The following is a 21529-nucleotide window of genomic DNA, read 5'->3' on the forward strand; positions in this document are numbered from 1 at the left end:
ATTACCAGCGGCGTTCAAAGCGGCGGCGCAGGATGATAGCGATGATATTCATGGTCAGCAGGAACATCAAAAGGATGATGATTCCGCCCCAGGCCTTTTCGTAGAACCCGACATCAGCGCGTGCGGCCCAAGTGTAAATCTGGGCGGGCATTGCCGAGTTCGGCTCGGTAAAGCCGGCAAGGAACCCGTCGGGATATCCCCGCGCCACAAAGCCTACCATGCCGATCAGCAACAACGGTGCAGTTTCACCCAAGGCTTGTGCCAGACCGATGATGGTGCCGGTCAGAATGCCTGGTGCGGCCAAAGGCAGTACGTGGTGGAACACAGCCTGCATTTTCGAGGCCCCTACCCCCAACGCTGCATCACGGATCGACGGCGGAACCGCTTTCAGCGAGGCGCGGGTCGAGATGATGATCGTCGGCAATGTCATGAGGGTCAGAACCAGACCTCCAACCAGCGGCGCCGATTGTGGCAGGTGCATGAACTGGATGAACACGGCCAGACCCAGAATACCGAACACAATCGACGGCACGGCTGCAAGGTTCGAGATGTTCACTTCAATCAGGTCGGTGAACCTGTTCTGTGGAGCGAATTCTTCAAGATAGATCGACGCTGCCACACCAATGGGCAGCGACAGGCCCAAAACCACCAGCATCATGAAAAACGACCCAATGACCGAGGCGCCGATGCCGGCACCGCCCGGGTTGTCAACGCCAGAATCCGCGCCGGTGATGAACGGCCAGTTGAAAGCCTGCTTGATGATGCCCGCCTGTTCCAGCGCATCAACCAGATCCAGATCGCTTAGCTGTAGAAACCGGCTGTCCTGCAAGGAGTCACGGGACACGCGGCCTTTGAAATACCCGTCGACCCGGCTGGAGGCGGCCAGATCAAACTTGACCGGATCACCCAGCTTGCCGGGGTTATCGGCATAGTAAGTTCGGATTGTACCGCCGATTTTACCAAGAAGACGTTCGATCGCCTCTTCGTCGAAATCAACGCTGATCCCTTGGTCTTCCAGTTCCTTGCTCAGCTGAGCGATGAACAGGTTGGAATAGGCCTTGGTCTTGAACAACGTACCTTCCGCCTCGTCTCGCTGCGCAGCGGACAAGGTGAAATCCACGCTGACAACAGTGCGCTGAAAGGCCGGAATACCCTGCGACAGGATTGAGGCGAACAGAACGATCAGGAAGAACAGGCCCGTTGCAATAGCGACAATCCCGTAGGCCCGAAATCGTTTCTCTGCATTTGCGCGTTTTTTGGTATGTGCATCCGCTACAGTCAGCGAGACAGAGCGATGACCTGTTTCAGGACTTTGCATACTGGCGTCGGTCATTCGTATTGCTCCCGATACTTACGCACGATGTAGAGGGCAAAGATGTTCAGCCCAAGCGTGAGGGTGAAAAGGGTCATGCCCAGTGCAAAGGCCACAAGCGCTTCGGGCGAAGCGAAATCCGCGTCTCCGGTTAGCTGGCTCACGATTTTTGCGGTGACCGTCGTCATGGCTTCAAACGGGTTCAGGCTCAGCCGTGCTGCCGCCCCTGCCCCAAGAACCACGATCATAGTCTCACCGATGGCGCGCGATGCGGCCAGCAGGATCGCCCCCACGATACCCGGAAGCGCAGCTGGCAGAACGACCTGACGGATGGTTTCCGATTGCGTTGCGCCCAATCCGTAAGAGCCGTCGCGCATGGCCTGCGGCACCGCATTGATGATGTCATCGGACAAAGAGGACACAAACGGGATCAGCATGATGCCCATGACCAACCCAGCGGTCATGACTGCCGTGCCAGCTTTCATCCAGCCAAGCCCCTCATCCCCGAACAGGCCAAGCAAAAGCGGACCAACGGTCAGCAGCGCAAATAGGCCGTAAACGATGGTCGGGATACCGGCCAGAATCTCGAGCAGCGGTTTTGCTACGGCGCGGACACGGGGGGAGGCGTATTCGCTGAGGTAAATCGCGGCGAACAACCCGATCGGGACGGCCACCAGCAGGGCAACGAGCGAGATATAGAATGTCCCCCACAACAAGGGAATAATACCAAGCTCAGACGACCCGCCGCGCCCCGAAAAGCTGGGGGCCCATGTCGTACCGAAAAAGAAATCGGTAGCAGGGTAGAGCTTGAAGAATTCCCAAGTGTTGAAAACCAGGGACAGGACAATCCCGACAGTGGTCAGAATTGCGATGGATGCGGCCGCCAGCAACAGGATACGCACCCCCTGCTCGACCACATTACGCGCGCGGTATTCCGCGCGAGTTTGAAACCAGCTGACCGCAGCACCGGCGAGTGCGGTCAGTATGACGGCGACTGCCATGATCGAATAGCCGGTCGCATTCATGATCCGATAGGTTTGCGCCGCGCGCAGCACAGGTTGCGTGATATCCGACGTCACCACCTGCCCGGCATCCTTCAGACGCTGGGTCATGTCGATTACATCCGCGCGCGCGTTGCGCGCCAGTTCCTCGGGTATCTGCCCGGCGGCAACCGCGTTGTCCAGACCGTACGCGGTGCGACGGACCTCGGCCATGACCAGATTTAGGGACGAGCCGTCTTGGATGGCAGAACCCGAGATCGTTTCAGAAACCTGAGAGTTCACGTAAAGCGGTTGTACCAGCAACCAGAGGATCATAAGGCCGAATGCGGGTACGATCGTCTTGAGAGCGACATTTGCGCCATAATACGACGGCAGCGAGTGCAAAGCCCGGATATCTCCTGTGGCGCTTTGCAGGGCGCGTGAGCGCCCCAACACGTAACCGACTGAAGCAATCGCTAGCACGATCAGAACGAGCCATACTATCGGCATGAAACCCCCATTTGGTCTTGGCCGGGAAAGCTGAAAAATGTGGGGGCGACAGAAATGCCGCCCCCGGTATTTCGAACCAAAGGCGGGATTAGCTGCCCGAACCCATGGTTACTTCGTTGGCGATTGCATCCTGAGTTTTTGCCAGCTCAGGGTCCGCAACCAGACCATAGTTTGCCAGAGGACCCGAAGCGCCTGCGATTTCGTCGTGGGTAAAGAACTGGGCATATTCTTTCAGGCCGGGGATCACGCCGATATGGGCTTTCTTCACGTAGAAGAACAGCGGGCGCGAAACCGGATATTCACCGGTCGAGATGGTTTCGGTCGAAGGAGCGATACCCGACATGGTTGCCACTTTCAGCTTATCGGTGTTGTTCTCGTAGAACGCCAGGCCGAAGATGCCGATGCCATTGGGGTTGGTGTCGATACGCGCCAGCGTTTCGGTGTAGTCACCATCAATGTCGACCGCTTTCCCGTCGGTACGAACGGCCAGACATGCATCTTCTGCGTCGTCTTCGCTCATACCGCCAGCAATCATGGCTTCCATCGCGCCGGTCGCTTCACAACCGATCAGCAGAACTTTTTCTTCGAACACTTCACGGGTGCCGTGTTTGGTGCCCGGAATAAAGCCAGCGATTTCTACATCAGGCAGTTCAGGGTTGAATTCGGCCCAAGTAGTGTAAGGATTATCAACCACTTCACCGTCTTTCAGAACTTTTGCGCCCAAAGCGTTAAAGATGTCGGCAGGTTCAAAAGCGGTGAAGGCAGGACCGGTCTGCTGGCTTGCAAAAACGATACCATCATAACCGATGCGGACTTCCATGATGTCAGTCACACCGTTTTCGGCGCAGGCTTTGATTTCTTTTTCACGGATCGCGCGCGATGCGTTTGCAATGTCGATGGTGTTTTCACCAACACCTTCACAGAAACGCTTCAGACCAGCTGACGAACCGCCCGATTCAACAACCGGGGTCGGGAAATCGGTGTTCTCACCAAACAGTTCCGCAACGATCGAGGCATATGGCAGAACGGTCGACGAACCGGCAACCTGAACGTTGTCACGGGCAGCAGCGGTGGTTGCCGAGACGGCGGCGATTGCCAGCGCAGAAGCCGACAGTTTCACAAAGGACATTTCAGTCTCCTTGAAAAGGTATGATTGATCACCCCCATGATGATCCTGCGTGCACCCCTAGGGGTCGTGCGTAAGCCTTTTGTGACAAGTGTGTAACGCTTTTATGACAACTCTCGAATATCCTGAGATTTCGAGTCAGAAAATCGAAACGAGGCAGATTTTGAAGGGCGGTAATGTGGGAAGGGCTACCGTGGTAAGATGACCGTAAAGACGGAACCTTTTCCCAACTCACTTTCCACGCGCAACCGTCCGCGGTGGCGATTGACGATGTGCTTGACGATGGCCAGCCCCAGCCCCGTTCCACCCAACTGCCGGGATCTGTGATTGTCGGCGCGATAGAATCGCTCGGTCAGACGTGGCAGGTGTACGGAATCAATTCCTGGCCCCTTGTCGATGACCTTCACCCGCACCCCAGGTCCACGCATCGCCGCGTCACGCTCTGATGACAGAACGCTGACTGTGACGCTGCCACCGCTGGCACCGTATTTTATTCCGTTTTCGATCAGGTTGGTGAATACCTGCCGTAACTGATCGCTGTCTCCGATCACGGAAAGTGGGCCGTCCTGTGCGTCAAGCGTCAGCGTCACGCCCGCCTCTTCCGCAAGGGGGCGCAACGAGTTCATGGTGGATTGCAGCAGCCCTGTCAGCTCCAGCTGTTTATTTGGGCGAACTCTTTCTTCGCTTTCCACGCGGTTCAGTGACAAAAGATCGCCAACCAGCCGGTTCATCCTGTTGGCTTCATCGGCCATAATTTGCAGGAACCGGTCGCGCGCAGCCGGATCGTAACGTGCAGGGCCGCGCAAGGTTTCAATGAAGCCCATCAGCGCCGTCAAAGGCGTCCGCAATTCGTGACTGACATTGGCAACAAAGTCGCGGCGCATCTGACTTGCCTGCTCCAGATGCGTGACATCTTGAAAAGTGGACAGAACGGCCCCGCCCGACACGGCTCCGACCCCGTTCATATACCGGCATTGCACATCAAACGTTGTGTCTTGCGCGCCATCATTGGAAAGATGACGCGCTGCCTTGGTTCCTTTGGACTGAAGGCTTTGTTCAATCGCTTCAAGAACCTGTGGCTGCCGCAGGATGGTCGCAAAATGCCGCCCCACGATATTCTGCCCCAAAAGGGTTTTCGCATCCGTATTGGCGGCAATGATCCGTTCGGTCTGATCCACCATCAGCGCGGGCATTGGGATGGCCTGAACAAATCCGTCTAGAAGGTCATCTGACATGCTTCAAACCCCGATCAATCCGCGCGCTTTATTGAACAGGTCTCAGAGTGTCCCGAAACCTGCGCATGTTTTCCTGATAATGCAGCGCGCTTAGGGTAATCCGTTTTGCTGCGGCCTCGTCAAGCTGGCGCACCACTTTGCCCGGAGACCCCATCACAAGGGAATTATCCGGAATCTCCTTGCCTTCCGTGATCAGGGCCCCTGCCCCGATCAGGCAATTCCGCCCGATCCGGGCACCATTCAGAACAATCGCGCCCATTCCGATCAGAGTATTTTCTCCGATTGTGCACCCGTGCAACATCACTTTGTGTCCGATGGTGCAATTCGGACCGATCGACAAAGGATACCCGGCGTCGATGTGCATGACGCAGTTTTCCTGAACGTTGCTACCTGCACCAACGCGGATTTCCTCGTGATCTGCGCGAATCGTGCAGCCGAACCAAACCGAGGCGCCCTGTTCCAGCACAACCTTGCCGATCAGGTTGGCATCGGGCGCAACCCACGTGTCCTCGTGAATTTCGGGCATGTGCTCGCCTAAAGCGTAGATCGTCATGACAGCCCCTCGAATTCGTTTTGAAGTTTGCGCACGTGCTGTTGCAGATTTGGCTGTTGAATACGGCGCATCCGTTCGGCGCTGACGATGGTCTTCAGCTTCTTCTCGGTCGCCTCAAGATCGTCATTGATCAGGACATAATCGTAATAGCCCCAGTGGCTGATCTCGTCCCAGCTTTTGAGCATCCGCCTTGCGATAACTTCATCGCTATCTTGCCCACGTGATTCCAGACGGCGGCGCAGTTCGGGGATCGAAGGCGGCAGGATGAAGATCGACAACGCATGCTTACCCAGATCCGAGTTGCGGATCTGAACCTCGCCTTGCCAGTCCACGTCGAACAGCACGTCCTTGCCTGCGTGGATCGAACTGCGAACCGGATCAGCGGGTGAGCCGTAGAAGTTACCGAAGACATGCGCATGTTCCAGCATCTGGCCATCGGCGACCTTCTGCTTGAACTCGTCTTCAGAAAGAAAATAGTAGTCCCGCCCATCTTCTTCCCCCGGACGCGGGGCACGGGTTGTGGCCGAAACCGAAAACTCAAGGTCCTTGTCCCAGTCCATCAGCCGCTTTGCCAGGGTGGATTTGCCTGCCCCGGACGGGGAAGACAGGATGATTAAAAGGCCTCGGCGATCCGCCATATCAGTCGTTCCCATCTTTATTCTACGTTTTGCACTTGTTCGCGCATCTGATCGATCACCGCCTTCAGTTCCAGCCCGACAGCCGTCAGCTCCGTACTCTGAGCCTTGGAACATAGCGTGTTGGTTTCGCGGTTGAACTCTTGCATCAGGAAATCAAGCTTGCGTCCGACAGCCCCGTCCTGCACAAGCAGCTCTCTTGCTGCGGCCACATGTGCAGACAGGCGGTCGATCTCTTCGGTAATGTCGGCTTTGACCGCGATCAAAGCCAGTTCCTGCGCGACGCGATCCGGGTCCGCGCCCTGCGCGTTGTCCAGTACGTGCGCCAGATTGTCCCGCAATGTCGCGGCCATCTTGTCCTTACGATGCACGGCCAGATCAGCTGCCCGAGCTGTCAGCGCCGCAACTTGGTCCAGCTGTGTGTTCAGCACAGTAGCCAACGCCTCGCCCTCGGCCCGGCGCATATCGACAAAAGCGGCCAACAGGACGTTGAAATCTTCGGTCAGGCGCGCAACCAGCGGCGCGGGATCATCCGCATCTGCGGTTGCATCCAACATGCCTTTGAGTGCCAAAAGGTCCGAGGCGCGCGCCGGTTCCAGAGCAATACCGCGCGCAGCTGCCATCTTGTGTGTTTGTTCCAAAGCGCTCAGGGCAGCGGCCATAGCGACCTCGTTCAATGCCAGTTCCGAGGCAGAGTCCTCGCGGGTCAGACGCATTGACAGGGTCACATTCCCACGGCTCAGGGATATTGACAGCGCGGCCCGAAGGGCCACCTCAAGCCCGGTCAGCCAATCAGGGACGCGCAGGCGCATATCAAGGCCTTTGCCGTTAACACTGCGCAACTCCCACGTCCAGCTGTGCGGTCCGTATTCCCCTTTCCCCGAGGCAAACCCGGTCATGGATCTGATCATGACTGTCCTTTCCTGTGACCTCACCCTTTTGGATGTGTGCCGCACCTAATGCGATTGGCCGGTGCAGAGCAAGAGTTTGCTGAGGCAGCATTTGTTTGGCGTAAGTTAACCATTCGTTAAAGAATTACTCCAAAATTGAATAAACCCGAGTCAAACTACCCCTGGTAATGGCTTGCAGGCCACAAATGCTCCGGTTGTGTTGCATTTTATGAAAATGGCGGCCAATTGACGTTCGGGTGAAGAAAATGAAAACCTTTTTCGGGACTGGTTCCGGGTCAGAATTTGGAAAGATCGTCGCAATGGATCGCTTTGACAGTGGGCGCAGCCTTACGCCGATCCGCCAGGCCGAGGCGTATTGGACTGCATTGCTGAGCGGTGACGGTGTTCCGATGCGGTCTCAGGTCGACCCGCGTGGACTGGAAAACATACTTGAATATACTTTCATTCTTGAACGGATCGCGCCCGGACTGGCCCGGTTTCGTCTTGCCGGAAGCCACTTGAACGCGCTTGCGGGGATGGAGGTTCGCGGCATGCCTGTGACGGCCTTTTTTCAACCTGATGACCGCGCCAGTCTTAAGGACGTTCTGGAGCAGGTTTTCGCAGCACCCGCCGTTGCCGAACTGGGGTTGGATTCGAGCGGGATACTGGGACGTACCCGGATGCAGGCCTGCATGATCCTTTTGCCGCTCAAAAGCGATCTGGGCGACGTCAGCCGGGTTCTGGGCGTCATGGTTGCGGATGGTGCGATTGGTAAAACCCCACGCAGATTTTCGATTACGGATACGCGGATCAAATCGTTTTCGGAAGTTCAGGCACCAGTTCCTGCTGTGCCTCAAACCGTTGACGGTTTTGCCGAAGACCAAACGGATTTCAAACGCGCGGCCAAACACCTCCGTCTGGTCGTGTCGCGCGATGACTGAACCAGTTTGAACACCCGGAACAATAAAAACAGCGGACCGTTGGCCCGCTGTTTTTCTTTCTTTTCTATCGCTTAACTTGCGGCGCGTTTTGATCCGTTACGGCGCAGGTTGGTCAGTTCTTCCGCGACAAGGAACGCCAGTTCCAGAGACTGAGACGCGTTCAGGCGCGGGTCGCAGGCGGTGTGGTAACGATCCGACAGATCCTCTTCGGTCACGGCACGCACACCACCGGTGCATTCGGTAACGTCGAGACCGGTCATCTCGAAATGGACACCGCCAGGGATCGTGCCCTCGGATTGATGCACACCAAAGAAATCGCGCACCTCACGCAGGACAGAATCGAACGGGCGGGTTTTGTAGCCCGTGGCCGATTTGATCGTATTGCCGTGCATCGGGTCGCAGACCCAGGTGACCTTGGCGCCTTCTTCCTTCACGGCCTTGACCAGACGCGGAAGGTGTTCACCCGCCTTGCCTGCACCAAAGCGCGCGATCAGGGTCAGGCGGCCCTCTTCATTTTCAGGGTTCAGCTTCGACATGAGAACTTTGAGGTCTTCGGCCGTCGTCGTCGGACCACATTTCAAACCGATCGGGTTCAGAACGCCACGACAGAACTCGACATGTGCGCCGTCAGGCTGGCGTGTACGGTCGCCGATCCAGATCATGTGGCCAGACCCGGCCAGCCAGTTGCCCGAGGTCGAATCCAGACGGGTCAGCGCCTCTTCATATTCCAGTAACAGACCTTCGTGGCTGGTGTAGAATTCAACAGTAGAGAATTCGTGCGTCGTGTCTGCCGTGATGCCAGCTGCTTCCATGAAGTCGATGGTGTCCTGAATGCGGTCTGCCACCTCGGAGTACTTCTGAACGTCCTGTTCGTCGGTAAAGCCCAGCGTCCACGAATGAACACGGCTCATGTCGGCGAAGCCACCGGTTGAAAAGGCACGCAGCAGGTTCAACGTGGCCGCCGCCTGTGTGTAGGCCTGCAACATCTTGCCGGGATTCGGAATCCGCGCTTCGGGCGTGAACGCCAATTCGTTGATAATGTCACCGCGGTAGCTGGGCAGTTCTACACCATTCACAACCTCTGTCGGGGCGCTGCGCGGCTTTGCAAATTGACCGGCCATGCGACCGACCTTTACCACGGGCACCTTGGCACCGTAGGTCAGAACCATCGCCATTTGCAGCATCACCTTGAAGGTGTCACGGATCGCATCGGCGCTGAATTGTTCAAAGCTTTCAGCACAATCCCCGCCCTGAAGCAGGAAGGCCTCGCCGCGACCGGCGGCACCAAGATGTTGCTTGAGGCGCCGCGCTTCACCGGCAAAGACCAGCGGGGGATACTGCGAAAGCTGGGCCTCGACCTTGGCCAATGCGGCCGCGTCGGTATAGTCTGGCATCTGAACCCGGGGCTTGTTGCGCCAGTTCGACTTTTGCCATTCGGTCATAGCTTTGATCTCCGCTGAAGTGTTCAGGTCGCCTCTATACAAAAAGCAATGAAGAGTGACCATATCCCATTTGCGCCTCTTGACGCCGCAAACAAGCTTTGATCATGGTGACTGCCAAATACGTCGCCGGATACCAGGTTTTCCCGCGCAGAATTAGGGACATTTTGTCATGCAAGTGCAACGCCAAGCAGTCACGGTGGAAAATGCTGGGGCCACACCCCGCCATTTCGTTTTTGTCCTGCTGGACAAGTTTTCGCTGCTGTCTTTTGCGTCGGCGCTCGACAGCCTGCGCATCGCAAACCGCATGGCCGACAAACAACTTTATACATGGACGCTTTCAGGTGAAGGCGGAGATTCGATTTCATGTTCAGCCGGAACCGAATTCAAACTGGATCGTGACCTGGACGAACTGCAACGCGACGATGTCGTTCTGATTTGCGGGGGCGTTGACGTACAAGCCGCGACCACCAAACGCATTCTGAACTGGTTGCGGCGCGAGGCACGGCGCGGATTGCGGATCGGCGGTCTGTGCACGGCTGCTTATACCTTGGCCAAGGCCGGTCTGCTGGACAACAAGCGGGCGACGATACATTGGGAAAACTCCGACAGTTTCATCGAAGAATTCGATGAGGTCGAGTTGACGAAAGCAGTCTTTCAGATTGACGGCAGTCGTATGACGACGGCTGGGGGGACCTCTTCTATCGATCTGATGCTCAAGTTGATTGCAGACGATTTCGGCGAAGACCTGGCAAATGCGGTGGCGGATCAGATGATCTATTCGTCTATCCGGACAGATCAGGACACGCAGCGCCTGTCTACACCGACGCGTATTGGCGTACGTCACCCCAAGTTGAGTCAGGTCATCCTGATGATGGAAAAGAACATAGAAGAGCCGATCTCACCTTCGATTCTGGCCAAGGAAGTCGGCATGTCGACCCGCCAACTTGAGCGACTGTTCCGGCGTTATCTCAGCCGCTCGCCCAAGCGGTACTATATGGAGCTTCGTTTGCATAAGGCGCGGAACCTGCTGATGCAAACCGATATGAGCGTCATCAACGTAGCCCTGGCCTGTGGGTTCGCCTCGCCTAGCCATTTCTCGAAATGCTACCGCGCGCATTACAACACCACGCCCTATCGCGAGCGTGGTGCGCAGAGCGGGCGGCTATCGGTCTGAGCGCCTAGAATTTCTCCAGAATGGGCGTAACATTGGTGTTGAGGGAAAAACTGAGAACCATCAGACCGTCGTCACGTTCGTGCAATACCGTGTAGATGAAAACATAGCTGTTCTTGTCATTCCAATACACCCGCATCTCCTGCGTGAAGCCGTTTTCAAGCTCGACCCGCTTGGCCACGTTGGCGTGGGTCAGGTAATATGGAACAAGGTCGCGCAGTTGGCCCTGAAGAACCTCCATCTCCTGCGGCGTGTATTCATCAGCGCCTCCCAACCGTTTGACGACGTTCGAAAATTCGCGGTTCTTCATCTTGGTATCGACGAAGGTTTCATAATCGGCATAGGTCGGAAAAACCTCGTCCGCCGCAGCGGGAACCGCCAAAAGGCACAAGATTATCGTTGCGAGAATGCGGAACATATCAATCCTCTATGAAGTGCATTCCGACACTCCTAGGACGAACGGGCGAGCCTGTAAACCGCCCCTTTCCCGACCGAGATGAACCAGATTGCCCCATCAGGGGCCTGCACGATGTCGCGGACCCGTTCGGTTTCGGGTCCCCTGATCTGCTCGACCTCGCGCAGTGGATCCCCAGACAGCCGCGCGATATAGTCGAATTTCAGCGAGCCCACGAAAATGTCGCCCCGCCATTCGGGAAACATGCCGCCGGAATAGACCATCAACCCCGACGGCGCGATGGACGGGTCCCAGTACAGGCGCGGCTGCTCCATGCCAGGCTTGCTGGTGCCCTCGCCGATTTTTTCACCCGAATAATGTGTGCCGTACGAGATAACAGGCCAGCCGTAATTGGCACCTGCGCGGGGTTGGTTGATTTCATCTCCACCCCGCGCCCCGTGTTCCGAGATCCAAAGTCGGCCAAGCGCGTCCAAATCCGCGCCCTGTGGATTTCGATGACCGTATGACCATATCTCGGGTTCGCTATTCAATTGCCCGACAAAGGGGTTATCTGCCGGAACCGTCCCATCGTGGTTGATATGAATGACCGAGCCCAAAGGATTGGACCGATCCTGTGCATTCTCCGCCTGTCCCCGCTCGCCCAAGGTCACGAACAATGTCTCATCATGCGCTTCGACCACACGGCTGCCAAAATGCCGACCACCCGTACCACCTGGCGATGCCTCGAAAATTACTCGAAGGTTCTGAAGGTTTTTGCCAGTCTCGGACAGGCGCGCAACCGCAACCGCAGTCCCTGCACCGTCGCCCTGAGGTTTTGCGAAGGTCAGAAAGACCTCTCGACTTTGATTGAAATCGCGTGAGATCGTGACGTCCAGCAATCCGCCCTGCCCCAAAGCCGCAACCATTGGAACGCCTGAAACATCCCCAACTTGTCCATTTCGCACATACAGCAACCTTCCATCCCGTTCCGTGACGAGGAAGCTTTCATCGGGTAAAATGCCAACCGCCCATGGGGTCTCCAACCCGCCGACCATTTCTTCCAGCTGGACCATCCCGGCTGAAACCGACAACGTTTGGGCTGCGGCATTCCAGGCGCAGAGTGAGAAAGACAGAATCATCGCCGTTCTGAGCATTCTGGTCCCTTTCGGTGACAATCAGGGGTGAGTCCCAACAAAACAGATAGGATTTCAAACGAAAAAGACAGGTTTGCGTTAGGACTTTTCTTTTCCGAACAGCTTGCCTAGGGTCGTCGCCAGAACGAATACGTTCACAACTGGGAGTAACCATATGAAAAAGCTGCTTACTGCAACTGCAGCAACTGCATTGCTGGCCGGCGCAGCCATGGCCGAAGATGTCAAACTGGGGATTTTGATCGGCTTTACCGGCCCGATTGAATCGCTGGCCCCTGCCATGGGATCGGGCGCGGAACTGGCAATCGCCGAAGTCAACGAATCCGGCAAGTTCATGAACGGTGCCAGCGTGGCTGGTGTACGTGCTGATACCGGCTGTATCGACAATGGTCTGTCCACCTCGAACGGCGAGCGTATGATCGCAGACGGCGTTGCAGGCATCATCGGTGGCGACTGTTCGGGTGTAACCGGCGCGATTCTGCAAAACGTTGCCATTCCAAACGGCATGGTCATGATCTCGCCTTCGGCGACCTCGCCCGGCCTGTCGACCATGGAGGACAACGGCCTGTTCTTCCGCACCGCACCGTCGGATGCGCGCGAAGGTCAGGTTATGGCTGATATCCTCAAGGATCGCGGCATCAACTCGATCGCGCTGACCTATACCAACAACGACTATGGCAAAGGTCTGGCCGATGCGATCCAGACGTCCTTCGAAGCGGTTGGCGGTGAAGTGACCATCGTTACGGCGCATGAAGACGGCAAGGCCGACTATTCGGCTGAAGTTGGCGCGCTGGCCTCGGCCGGTGGAGACATTCTGGTTGTCGCGGGTTATCTGGACCAGGGTGGTCTGGGCATCATCCAGTCGTCGCTGGACAGCGGTGCGTTTGACACCTTTGGTCTGCCCGGTGGCATGATTGGCGACTCGCTGCCCGCAAATGTCGGCCCCGACCTGAACGGCTCGTTCGGTCAGATCGCCGGGTCGGGTGGTGAAGGTGCAGAAAAGTACTTTGCACTGGCCGAAGCAGCCGGATTTGACGGTTCGTCGCCCTATTCGCCCGAATCCTATGACGCGGCAGCGCTGTTCATGTTCGCCATGCAAGCCGCCGGTTCGACCAACCCGGCAGATTACGCGGGCAAAGTTATGGACGTCGCCAATGCGCCGGGTGAAAAGATCTATCCGGGTGAACTGGCCAAAGGTCTGGAACTGCTGGCCGCCGGTCAGGACATCGACTATGTCGGCGCGTCCGGTGTCGAGTTGATCGGCCCCGGCGAAAGCGCAGGGTCGTACCGCGAGATCGAAGTGACCGACGGCGAAAACAAGACCGTCAACTTCCGTTGATCCCGCATATCAAGCTATAAAATCAGACAGCCCGGGCCTTGTGTCCGGGCTGTTTCAATGACAAAAGGCTGCACCTCGTTTCACGGGGACAAGGCAAGGGGATACCATGATCGTCGTCGAGGACGTGCATAAGCATTTCGGCGGGTTTCACGCGGTGGACGGGGCGTCGCTGGAAATCCAAAAAGGGTCGATCACCGGCCTGATCGGGCCCAACGGGGCCGGAAAAACCACTCTGTTCAACGTGATCGCCGGTGTTTTGCCTCCGACCAGCGGAAAGGTGGTTATGGATGGTGAAGATATCACTGGCCTGCCTCCGCATGAGCTGTTTCACAAAGGTTTGCTGCGCACGTTCCAGATCGCGCATGAATTCTCGTCGATGACCTGCCGCGAAAACCTGATGATGGTGCCCGGTGCGCAATCGGGTGAGGCGCTGTGGAATACCTGGTTCGGACGCAAGCGCATCGCTGATGAAGAGCGCGCGTTGAAAGCCAAGGCAGACGAGGTGCTGGAGTTTTTGACCATCGAACATCTGGCCGATCACAAGGCCGGTCAGGTTTCGGGCGGTCAAAAGAAACTGCTGGAACTTGGTCGTACCATGATGGTGGACGCCAAGATCGTATTTCTGGACGAGGTCGGAGCAGGCGTGAACCGCACCCTGCTGATGACCATCGCTGATACGATCCTGCGCCTGAACAAAGAGCGTGGTTATACGTTTGTTGTCATCGAGCACGACATGGATTTCATCGGCAAGATCTGCGACCCGGTCATCTGCATGGCCGAGGGTAAGGTTTTGGCCGAGGGTACTCTGGATGAGATCAAGGCAAACGAGCACGTGATCGAAGCCTATCTTGGCACCGGCCTCAAAAACAAAGACAAGCTGGAGGCCCAGACATGACCGCTGGCATGAGCGACAACCCCTATCAGGACGACAAGGGCAACAAGGACGCATCGATTACCAACACGCAAGGTATCGGAACAATGACGCCTGCCCATCGTAAAAGCGGGACGACTCATCGCGTTGAAGGCGGCCCGTTTCTGATCGGCGACACCATGACCGGCGGTTATGGCAAAGGCCCGGATATCCTGCATGACTGCACCATTGCCGTGGACAAGGGTGAGATCGCCGTTATCGTCGGCCCCAACGGTGCGGGCAAGTCAACGGCGATGAAGGCCGTGTTTGGGATGCTGGATGTGCGCGCGGGCTCTGTACGTCTGGACGGCGAGGATATCACCAGCCTCACCCCACAAGATCGCGTGATCCGCGGTATGGGCTTTGTTCCTCAGACATCGAACATTTTCACCTCGATGACTGTCGAGGAAAATCTGGAAATGGGTGCCTTTATCCGTCACGACGATTTCTCGGACACGATGGAGCAGGTCTATGATCTGTTCCCAATTCTGCGTGACAAACGCAACCAACCTGCCGGCGAACTGTCTGGCGGTCAGCGCCAACAGGTTGCCGTGGGTCGCGCGCTGATGACGCAACCCAAGGTCCTGATGCTGGACGAGCCCACCGCAGGTGTCTCACCCATCGTGATGGATGAGCTTTTTGACCGCATCATCGAGGTCGCACGCACCGGCCTGCCGATCCTGATGGTTGAACAAAACGCCCGCCAGGCACTGGAGATTGCCGATAAGGGATATGTGCTGGTTCAGGGGCGAAACGCCTATACCGGTACGGGCAAGGAATTGCTGGCTGATCCGGAAGTGAGAAAGAGTTTCTTGGGCGGTTGAGGATGAGACGGCGCACAAACTCCCATTTGGTGCGCACCGTCCTCCTCATTCTAGCAGTGGGTTCGCAGAAACACGTTGCTTCAAGGAAAACAGTGTAGAAAATCACTGCATAACTAAGTGCAACCGCCTTCCTAATTCTCACCCCGCCGGATTGCTACAATATCCGGAGTCATTCGCGGCATGTGGACCTTTGACCGACATGTCATAGTGCAGGTTATCGAAATCCACCACAAAGGTCACCACGTCCTGATCCATGATATGCAGGAAGGTGAGCGAGTTCAGACCGGGAATAATCTGCGCCTCGCCCTTGATGTTTTCGGCCACGATGAACCCCTTGTCCGTCTCACCCGACCGCGCCAGAGTCACCGATCCCCCGTTTTTGTCGGAGAGGCAATTGACGACAAAATCCGCGCCATTCAGCGGGTCGTCGATTGCAGCTTGTACGAATGTGGGCATCAACAGGCCAGCCGTGATCAGCGCGGTAAATCTCATGAGTTTCTTCCTTCGGTTACTTATGCCTGCCCTCGCGCGCTATTACGCTCGCGAGATCAGCCTTATATTTCGGTACTGGCTGCGCTCGACAATCACATCTTCCGCAGCTCAACGAAGTGAACTTAGGAAAAACCCTTTCGTATCATAGACCTGAACCAGCTATTTCACCGGAACTTGAGGCCTGGTGAGGTGGTGTGCGCTCAGCTTGAGACAAAAACAATCTGGGGCCCTAGATTGGCAGACAAAACGGCCCGGCGCGGGTCACTTTGAACCTGAATCGCTCAACCCATGTCTGATTGTGTTTTCAATATGTCAGGATAATGGTGCGTTAAATTTGAGGACGTTAAACATGACTATTATTTATTTGTTTTAATGGCTCTTTCACGAGACCAAATCGGTTATTTTCACGCGTGATTCAAAGGGCAAAAAACACGCTTAAGTTCAATTTGTGACATAATGGAGCTTTAGGCGGGCCATCCACGCCGGTCGGGCCATATTACTGAACCAATGGCTCGACAGTTCGAAGGCGAATGCAAAATCGAAGACAAGGACCCGCAGACTATGAAACTCTGGATCGCTTTGCCGCTTGCCCTATTTTCGGCCACTCAGGCAGTAGCCGAAGAACGCCACCTATTGTGCACCTCCGACCGCGACGGCAGCGAAATCCGCCTTAGCCGTGCCGCGGACGGTGACAAAGGTAACATTGAAACCCCAATAGCCGCAGGCGATGCAGTGATCCTCAAAGGCGTGGGAAGCATGACGTTCATGTATATCGAAGGTCAGAACGTGATGACGCTGGTGGTTCAACTTGACGACATGTCCTATGATCTGTCTGTCAAAGGTCCCCATGCCGACGAAGATTTCGGCAAATGCCAAGACGTTCAGGCGTGACTTTGCATCCAAGCAATACTGCCGGGTGGCCACGCTGACCTCAAAAGTCGCGCGGCTTCACCTGCGCGTTTGGTTCTCGGAAACTCACAAGCCTTGCTGGTTCCGCGTTACCCTGGCAAAAAACGTTCGCCCAATTCGTTGAAAACCATAGCCGTGTGTTGAATTACCAATGGTACACATGCCATAAAGCCGCACCCGGACAGTGAGAAGAATTCATGGATTTACTGAACGCGTTGGTCACACTGGCCAACTTTGTCATCGTGCCTGCGATTGCCTATGGCAGCCAGCTGGCATTGGGAGCGCTTGGCGTGACCCTGATCTACGGCATCCTGCGGTTTTCGAACTTTGCCCATGGTGACACCATGGCCTTTGGGGCGATGATCGCTGTGCTTGTCACTTGGGGCTTACAGGCCGCTGGTGTCAGCTTTGGGCCGTTGCCGACTGCCCTGCTCGCCCTGCCCTTTGCCATCCTTGGCTGCATCCTGCTGGTGTTGGTCACGGACAGGCTGGTCTACCGCTTTTACCGCGAACAAAAGGCCAAGCCGGTTATCCTTGTGATCGTATCAATGGGTGTAATGTTCATCATGAACGGTTTGGTGCGCTTTATCATCGGGCCGGATGACCAAAAGTTTTCGGACGGTGCAAGATTCCTGATATCCGCGCGGGACTTCAAATCCATGACAGGCCTACAAGAGGGGCTGGCTATCAAGACCTCGCAAGGGATTACACTGATAGTGGCCGTTATTGCCGTGGCCTTGTTGTTCTGGTTCCTCAATAAAACACGAACCGGGAAATCGATGCGCGCCTATTCCGACAACGAGGATCTGGCGCTTTTGTCCGGCATCAACCCTGAACGTGTTGTGATGATCACCTGGATCATCGTGGCCGCCTTGGCGACCACAGCGGGTGTTCTTTACGGGTTGGACAAGAGCTTTAAACCCTTCGTCTATTTCCAGCTTCTGCTGCCGATATTCGCTTCGGCCATCGTGGGTGGCCTTGGTAACCCACTGGGCGCAATTGCCGGCGGGTTCATCATCGCGTTTTCCGAGGTGACGATCACCTATGCCTGGAAAAAAGTACTGACCTATGTGGCCCCCGAAAACCTGGAGCCGTCCGGATTGGTCCAGCTCCTGTCCACCGATTACAAATTCGCTGTCAGCTTTGTCATCCTGCTGATCGTGCTTCTGTTTAAGCCCACGGGCCTGTTCAAGGGAAAAGCAGTATGACCGAATCTGTCAAAAACACTCTGCTTTTCATAGCTGTTGGCAGTCTGATTCTGCTGACCGGTTTCACGCAAAGTTGGAACACTGCCGTTCTGATCCTGAACATGGGGCTGATCTCGGCCATCATGGCGATCGGTGTGAACCTGCAGTGGGGCTTTGCGGGCCTGTTTAACGTAGGGGTTATGGGCTTCGTCGCGCTGGGTGGTCTGGCCGTGGTTCTGGTTTCGACAGAGCCTACTCCGGGCGCCTGGGGCGCAGGCGGTTATGGTATCGTTCTGTCCTTGCTACTGGGGGCTGCCACCGTTGTTGCAGCCGTACTGGTGGCAACAAGAATACCCAAAGGCCGGGTGCAAACGCTCACAATAATCACTGTCCTTATCGTCGGCTTCTTCCTCTACAGGGCCGTGTTCGACCCCAATGTTGCCGCGGTCGAGGCCATTGACCCGGCGATTGCCGGTAACATCGGTGGACTGAACCTGCCCGTTTTGCTGGCCTGGCCTGCCGGAGGTCTGCTGGCTGCCGGGGCGGCGTGGCTGATTGGCAAAACCGCGCTAGGGCTGCGGTCAGATTATCTGGCAATTGCCACACTGGGTATCGCCGAGATTATCATCGCCGTCATGAAGAACGAGGACTGGTTGGCCCGCGGCGTGAAGAACGTCTATGGCATCCCGCGTCCCTCCCCGGTTGTCGGGTATGAAGTTGACTTGCAGCAAGATCCGGCTTTTCTTGCCCGCGCCGAATGGCTGGGGCTGGATCCGGTCACTGCATCCACCCTCTCGGTGAAACTTGGGTATTCGCTGCTGTTCATGCTGGTTCTTCTGGTGCTGCTCTGGATGGCGCAAATGGCGCTGAAAAGCCCGTGGGGCCGTATGATGCGCGCAATCCGCGACAATGAAATTGCAGCCGAAGCGATGGGCAAGGACGTCACCCGTCGCCACTTGCAGATTTTCGTATTAGGGTCGGCCATTTGCGGCATCGCAGGCGCGATGATGACCACTCTGGACGGACAGCTGACGCCGGGCACTTACAATCCGCTGCGCTTTACCTTCCTGGTTTGGGTCATGGTGATCGTTGGCGGTTCGGGCAACAACTTCGGGGCCGTTTTGGGTGCGTTCCTGATATGGTTCTTGTGGGTTCAGGTCGAACCGATTGGCTTGTGGTTGATGAGTGTTATCACTGCAGGCTTGCCGGATGGCAGCGCGCTGAAGGCACATCTTATTGATAGTGCCGCACATATGCGCCTGTTCACGATGGGCCTGATCCTGTTGATTGTTCTCAGATTCAGCCCAAGGGGTCTGATCCCCGAGAAATAGGTCCGCGCCACGTTCCAATGCGCAAAACCGCGCCACTTATCTGGCGCGGTTTCTTGATTCTTAAGGTTTTTCTGAATAAACGAACCCACCACAGTGTTTTCGATTTGCGGCAGGTTGCTGGCACTCACCCTCGCCTATGCCGTTTCAATCGATCAACAAGACGAGTAGACAAGAGTAGAAAATGAAAGCACCACATCTGAAATCACTCATTCTGTTTCCGGCTATTGCGGTTGCGGTATCCGCTTGTGTCCCCAGCCCCGAAGATCTTGAGACGACGCCCGTCAAGGTTCAGACACCTAAAGGTGTCGTGACCTGTCAGTTGTATCGTCAGGATCGCGTGACCTGGGACCGTGCAATCGACTTCCCAGCCACGAAGATGTCTGTTCCCGAGGCTGACGCCTATTGTCGCCAGGAAGGCCAACGCCGACTGAAGTAAACGCTGTAGCGCCCACCAAGGACGCTACGTTTTTACCTGTTGCGAAACAATCCGCCGAGGATACCGCGCACGATCCGGCGCCCGGTTGTGCCCTTAAGCTCTTTGATCACCGCTTCGGTCATTGCCGTGGCAAACGTGTCCTGCTTGCGCTCAACCCGGGAGGAGGACCGGCCGACCCGGCTGCCCGAATATCTGCGGGCCGAAGAATATTCGCGTTCGATCGGCGATTGCGCTTCAAGAACTTCGTCGGATTCGGCCAGTTCTGCGGCATTGGCCGCAGCTTGGGCCCGCGCCTGAAGAATCTCGAAGGCAGATTTTCGATCTACGCTCTTGTCGTATTTTCCTGCCATCGCCGAGGCGGCAAGGATATCCCGGCGTTCGGCATCTGAAATTGGCCCCAGCTGAGATCCCGGCGGACGAATAAGCGTACGCTCGACCACGCCCGGAACACCTTTCTTTTGCAGCATTGAGGTGACGGCCTCCCCCACACCGACTTCGCGAATTGCCGTTTCCGTGTTAAAAGTCGGGTTCTCGCGATAGGTTTCAGCGGCCAGCCGCAGGTTCTTTCGGTCCCGCGCCGTGAATGCCCTTAATGCGTGCTGTATACGGTTGCCCAGCTGTCCAAGAATATCTTCCGGGATATCGGCGGGGCTCTGAGTAATGAAGTATACACCCACACCCTTTGAACGGATCAGGCGGGCGACCTGTTCGACCTTGTCCACCAGAACCTTTGGCGCATCGTCGAACAACAGATGGGCTTCGTCAAAAAAGAACACCAGCTTTGGTTTTTCGGGGTCTCCGACCTCTGGCAGCTCTTCGAACAGTTCACTCAACAGCCACAACAGAAACGTTGCATATAGCCGTGGGGCTGCCATCAGCTGGTCTGATGCCAGAATGTTCACCATTCCGTGCCCGTTTTCGTCAGTTCGCATCAGATCGGCCAAATCCAGCGCCGGTTCGCCAAACAGTTTTGTTCCGCCCTGATTCTCGAGAACCAACAGACGTCGCTGGATCGCCCCAATCGAGGACGTGGATACATTGCCGTATCGCAATGACAGTTGCGCCCGATTCTCTCCGATCCAGACCAGCAGCGCCTGTAGATCCTTGAGGTCCAGCAACGGCATCCCTTCTTCGTCGGCCACGCGGAATGCGATATTCAGGATACCTTCCTGCGCGTCGCTCAACTCCAGTAACCGCGACAGCAACAGCGGGCCCATTTCTGTCACCGTCGTGCGCACTGGATGGCCCTGTTCACCGAACAAATCCCAGAATGTCACCGGGCAGGCAGAATAGGCAAAATCCTCGAACCCGATCCGACTGGCCCGGTCCTGAAAGGCCTGATGCAGTTTGTGGGCCTCGCTTCCAGGAAGGGCCAGACCAGACAGATCCCCTTTCACATCCGAGAGGAATACCGGGACACCCGCCTGAGAAAAACCTTCTGCAAGAATCTGCAATGTCACGGTTTTGCCGGTACCGGTTGCCCCGGCAATCAACCCGTGGCGGTTGGCATATTTCAACGCCAGTTCCTGCGGCTGGCCATAGTTTTCACCGCCACCGCCCAAAAAGATATTCGTGCCCATTAACATTGCCTTATTGTTCACCGATCTGCCGCCAGCATACAAAGTTAACCTTTGACTGCGATAGTCTATTTGCCTTGCAGTGCGGGGCAGACTTCCTCCCTGTCGACTGGCCGTGCCTGCTGGCACGGCCTTTTTGGTTTGGCCATCGGATTATTATTCTGGCGCATAGATTAAAAAATGA

21 protein-coding genes are annotated in these 21529 nt (G+C 56.2%); 9 read left to right on the forward strand and 12 right to left on the reverse strand.

The features are described from left to right. Position 1: 1 nt before the first annotated feature. The 7 genes from pstA to ACR3E2_RS04840 all read right to left on the reverse strand — a co-directional run bounded on the left by pstA (position 2) and on the right by ACR3E2_RS04840 (position 7262). On the reverse strand, positions 2–1333 hold the full coding sequence (pstA, locus tag ACR3E2_RS04810; RefSeq protein WP_480480929.1) for a phosphate ABC transporter permease PstA: 1332 nt from the start codon (positions 1331–1333) through the stop codon (positions 2–4). Next, positions 1330–2802 (reverse strand): phosphate ABC transporter permease subunit PstC, encoded by a 1473-nt coding sequence (gene pstC / locus ACR3E2_RS04815; RefSeq protein ID WP_480480927.1) that lies wholly within the window; start codon positions 2800–2802, stop codon positions 1330–1332. Before pstC ends, pstA begins: the two co-directional genes overlap by 4 nt. Before the next feature lie 88 nt (positions 2803–2890). Further along, entirely contained in the window at positions 2891–3931 is a 1041-nt protein-coding gene (locus ACR3E2_RS04820) for a substrate-binding domain-containing protein (RefSeq protein WP_209503925.1), read from the reverse strand. Between the two features lie 185 nt (positions 3932–4116). Beyond that, positions 4117–5163 carry a sensor histidine kinase gene (locus tag ACR3E2_RS04825; RefSeq protein WP_480480925.1) on the reverse strand — a complete coding sequence of 349 codons (1047 nt, stop codon included), beginning with the start codon at positions 5161–5163 and terminating at the stop codon, positions 4117–4119. Positions 5164–5191: 28 nt separating this feature from the next. Next, on the reverse strand, positions 5192–5716 hold the full coding sequence (locus ACR3E2_RS04830) for a gamma carbonic anhydrase family protein (protein WP_480480923.1): 525 nt from the start codon (positions 5714–5716) through the stop codon (positions 5192–5194). Then, positions 5713–6354, reverse strand: a complete 642-nt coding sequence (gene gmk / locus ACR3E2_RS04835) for a guanylate kinase (RefSeq protein WP_209503922.1) — start codon at positions 6352–6354, stop codon at positions 5713–5715. Before gmk ends, ACR3E2_RS04830 begins: the two co-directional genes overlap by 4 nt. A gap of 17 nt (positions 6355–6371) precedes the next feature. Beyond that, positions 6372–7262, reverse strand: a complete 891-nt coding sequence (locus tag ACR3E2_RS04840; RefSeq protein ID WP_480480921.1) for a YicC/YloC family endoribonuclease — start codon at positions 7260–7262, stop codon at positions 6372–6374. Positions 7263–7507: 245 nt separating this feature from the next. On the opposite strand from ACR3E2_RS04840, the gene ACR3E2_RS04845 reads away from it, so the two are divergent. Continuing rightward, positions 7508–8182, forward strand: coding sequence for a PAS domain-containing protein (locus ACR3E2_RS04845; protein ID WP_480480919.1), 675 nt, complete (start codon positions 7508–7510; stop codon positions 8180–8182). 71 nt (positions 8183–8253) lie between these two features. On the opposite strand, the gene ACR3E2_RS04850 is transcribed toward ACR3E2_RS04845, so the two are convergent. Then, positions 8254–9624 (reverse strand): class II 3-deoxy-7-phosphoheptulonate synthase, encoded by a 1371-nt coding sequence (locus ACR3E2_RS04850; protein ID WP_480480917.1) that lies wholly within the window; start codon positions 9622–9624, stop codon positions 8254–8256. A gap of 169 nt (positions 9625–9793) precedes the next feature. Between ACR3E2_RS04850 and ACR3E2_RS04855 the strand changes: the two genes are divergently transcribed. Then, positions 9794–10798, forward strand: coding sequence for a GlxA family transcriptional regulator (locus ACR3E2_RS04855; protein ID WP_480480915.1), 1005 nt, complete (start codon positions 9794–9796; stop codon positions 10796–10798). Positions 10799–10802: 4 nt separating this feature from the next. On the opposite strand, the gene ACR3E2_RS04860 is transcribed toward ACR3E2_RS04855, so the two are convergent. Both ACR3E2_RS04860 and ACR3E2_RS04865 read right to left on the reverse strand, forming a co-directional pair. Next, complete coding sequence (locus ACR3E2_RS04860; protein ID WP_480480913.1) at positions 10803–11213, reverse strand: hypothetical protein; 411 nt, start codon at positions 11211–11213, stop codon at positions 10803–10805. A 32-nt stretch (positions 11214–11245) separates the two neighbouring features. Next, entirely contained in the window at positions 11246–12328 is a 1083-nt protein-coding gene (locus ACR3E2_RS04865) for a PQQ-dependent sugar dehydrogenase (RefSeq protein ID WP_480492693.1), read from the reverse strand. Positions 12329–12497: 169 nt separating this feature from the next. Here ACR3E2_RS04865 and ACR3E2_RS04870 point away from each other — a divergent pair, with 169 nt between their 5' ends. From ACR3E2_RS04870 to ACR3E2_RS04880, 3 genes are all read left to right on the forward strand, one after another. Further along, positions 12498–13679, forward strand: coding sequence for an ABC transporter substrate-binding protein (locus tag ACR3E2_RS04870; RefSeq protein WP_209503916.1), 1182 nt, complete (start codon positions 12498–12500; stop codon positions 13677–13679). Between the two features lie 106 nt (positions 13680–13785). Then, positions 13786–14574, forward strand: coding sequence for an ABC transporter ATP-binding protein (locus ACR3E2_RS04875; protein ID WP_209596275.1), 789 nt, complete (start codon positions 13786–13788; stop codon positions 14572–14574). A gap of 8 nt (positions 14575–14582) precedes the next feature. Then, positions 14583–15413, forward strand: a complete 831-nt coding sequence (locus ACR3E2_RS04880; RefSeq protein ID WP_267366696.1) for an ABC transporter ATP-binding protein — start codon at positions 14583–14585, stop codon at positions 15411–15413. A gap of 138 nt (positions 15414–15551) precedes the next feature. Here the strand turns inward: ACR3E2_RS04880 and ACR3E2_RS04885 are convergent, their stop codons facing one another. Beyond that, positions 15552–15905 carry a hypothetical protein gene (locus tag ACR3E2_RS04885; RefSeq protein WP_480480909.1) on the reverse strand — a complete coding sequence of 118 codons (354 nt, stop codon included), beginning with the start codon at positions 15903–15905 and terminating at the stop codon, positions 15552–15554. A 561-nt stretch (positions 15906–16466) separates the two neighbouring features. Between ACR3E2_RS04885 and ACR3E2_RS04890 the strand changes: the two genes are divergently transcribed. From ACR3E2_RS04890 to ACR3E2_RS04905, 4 genes are all read left to right on the forward strand, one after another. After that, positions 16467–16796 carry a hypothetical protein gene (locus ACR3E2_RS04890; protein WP_480480907.1) on the forward strand — a complete coding sequence of 110 codons (330 nt, stop codon included), beginning with the start codon at positions 16467–16469 and terminating at the stop codon, positions 16794–16796. A gap of 215 nt (positions 16797–17011) precedes the next feature. Next, the gene (locus ACR3E2_RS04895) at positions 17012–18022 is read left to right on the forward strand and encodes a branched-chain amino acid ABC transporter permease (RefSeq protein ID WP_267366195.1); all 1011 of its coding nucleotides are present in this window, start codon (positions 17012–17014) and stop codon (positions 18020–18022) included. After that, positions 18019–19332, forward strand: coding sequence for a branched-chain amino acid ABC transporter permease (locus tag ACR3E2_RS04900; RefSeq protein ID WP_480480904.1), 1314 nt, complete (start codon positions 18019–18021; stop codon positions 19330–19332). Before ACR3E2_RS04895 ends, ACR3E2_RS04900 begins: the two co-directional genes overlap by 4 nt. A 181-nt stretch (positions 19333–19513) precedes the next feature. Beyond that, positions 19514–19768: a hypothetical protein gene (locus ACR3E2_RS04905; RefSeq protein ID WP_209503910.1), complete on the forward strand. Its 255-nt coding sequence runs from the start codon at positions 19514–19516 to the stop codon at positions 19766–19768. 32 nt (positions 19769–19800) lie between these two features. On the opposite strand, the gene ACR3E2_RS04910 is transcribed toward ACR3E2_RS04905, so the two are convergent. Continuing rightward, a complete protein-coding gene (locus ACR3E2_RS04910; protein ID WP_480480902.1) occupies positions 19801–21348 on the reverse strand; it encodes a helicase HerA-like domain-containing protein in 1548 nt (515 codons plus the stop codon). Between the last annotated feature and the right edge of the window lie 181 nt (positions 21349–21529).

The organism is Ruegeria sp. AL7 (assembly GCF_056536105.1).

Excerpts from the sequence above, each read along its gene's own strand:
- pstA (WP_480480929.1), bottom strand. The coding sequence starts at position 1,333 with ATGACCGACGCCAGTATGCAAAGTCCTGAAACAGGTCATCGCTCTGTC.
- pstC (WP_480480927.1), bottom strand. The coding sequence starts at position 2,802 with ATGCCGATAGTATGGCTCGTTCTGATCGTGCTAGCGATTGCTTCAGTC.
- ACR3E2_RS04820 (WP_209503925.1), bottom strand. The coding sequence starts at position 3,931 with ATGTCCTTTGTGAAACTGTCGGCTTCTGCGCTGGCAATCGCCGCCGTC.
- ACR3E2_RS04825 (WP_480480925.1), bottom strand. The coding sequence starts at position 5,163 with ATGTCAGATGACCTTCTAGACGGATTTGTTCAGGCCATCCCAATGCCC.
- ACR3E2_RS04830 (WP_480480923.1), bottom strand. The coding sequence starts at position 5,716 with ATGACGATCTACGCTTTAGGCGAGCACATGCCCGAAATTCACGAGGAC.
- gmk (WP_209503922.1), bottom strand. The coding sequence starts at position 6,354 with ATGGCGGATCGCCGAGGCCTTTTAATCATCCTGTCTTCCCCGTCCGGG.
- ACR3E2_RS04840 (WP_480480921.1), bottom strand. The coding sequence starts at position 7,262 with ATGATCAGATCCATGACCGGGTTTGCCTCGGGGAAAGGGGAATACGGA.
- ACR3E2_RS04845 (WP_480480919.1), top strand. The coding sequence starts at position 7,508 with ATGAAAACCTTTTTCGGGACTGGTTCCGGGTCAGAATTTGGAAAGATC.
- ACR3E2_RS04850 (WP_480480917.1), bottom strand. The coding sequence starts at position 9,624 with ATGACCGAATGGCAAAAGTCGAACTGGCGCAACAAGCCCCGGGTTCAG.
- ACR3E2_RS04855 (WP_480480915.1), top strand. The coding sequence starts at position 9,794 with ATGCAAGTGCAACGCCAAGCAGTCACGGTGGAAAATGCTGGGGCCACA.
- ACR3E2_RS04860 (WP_480480913.1), bottom strand. The coding sequence starts at position 11,213 with ATGTTCCGCATTCTCGCAACGATAATCTTGTGCCTTTTGGCGGTTCCC.
- ACR3E2_RS04865 (WP_480492693.1), bottom strand. The coding sequence starts at position 12,328 with ATGATTCTGTCTTTCTCACTCTGCGCCTGGAATGCCGCAGCCCAAACG.
- ACR3E2_RS04870 (WP_209503916.1), top strand. The coding sequence starts at position 12,498 with ATGAAAAAGCTGCTTACTGCAACTGCAGCAACTGCATTGCTGGCCGGC.
- ACR3E2_RS04875 (WP_209596275.1), top strand. The coding sequence starts at position 13,786 with ATGATCGTCGTCGAGGACGTGCATAAGCATTTCGGCGGGTTTCACGCG.
- ACR3E2_RS04880 (WP_267366696.1), top strand. The coding sequence starts at position 14,583 with ATGAGCGACAACCCCTATCAGGACGACAAGGGCAACAAGGACGCATCG.
- ACR3E2_RS04885 (WP_480480909.1), bottom strand. The coding sequence starts at position 15,905 with ATGAGATTTACCGCGCTGATCACGGCTGGCCTGTTGATGCCCACATTC.
- ACR3E2_RS04890 (WP_480480907.1), top strand. The coding sequence starts at position 16,467 with ATGAAACTCTGGATCGCTTTGCCGCTTGCCCTATTTTCGGCCACTCAG.
- ACR3E2_RS04895 (WP_267366195.1), top strand. The coding sequence starts at position 17,012 with ATGGATTTACTGAACGCGTTGGTCACACTGGCCAACTTTGTCATCGTG.
- ACR3E2_RS04900 (WP_480480904.1), top strand. The coding sequence starts at position 18,019 with ATGACCGAATCTGTCAAAAACACTCTGCTTTTCATAGCTGTTGGCAGT.
- ACR3E2_RS04905 (WP_209503910.1), top strand. The coding sequence starts at position 19,514 with ATGAAAGCACCACATCTGAAATCACTCATTCTGTTTCCGGCTATTGCG.
- ACR3E2_RS04910 (WP_480480902.1), bottom strand. The coding sequence starts at position 21,348 with ATGGGCACGAATATCTTTTTGGGCGGTGGCGGTGAAAACTATGGCCAG.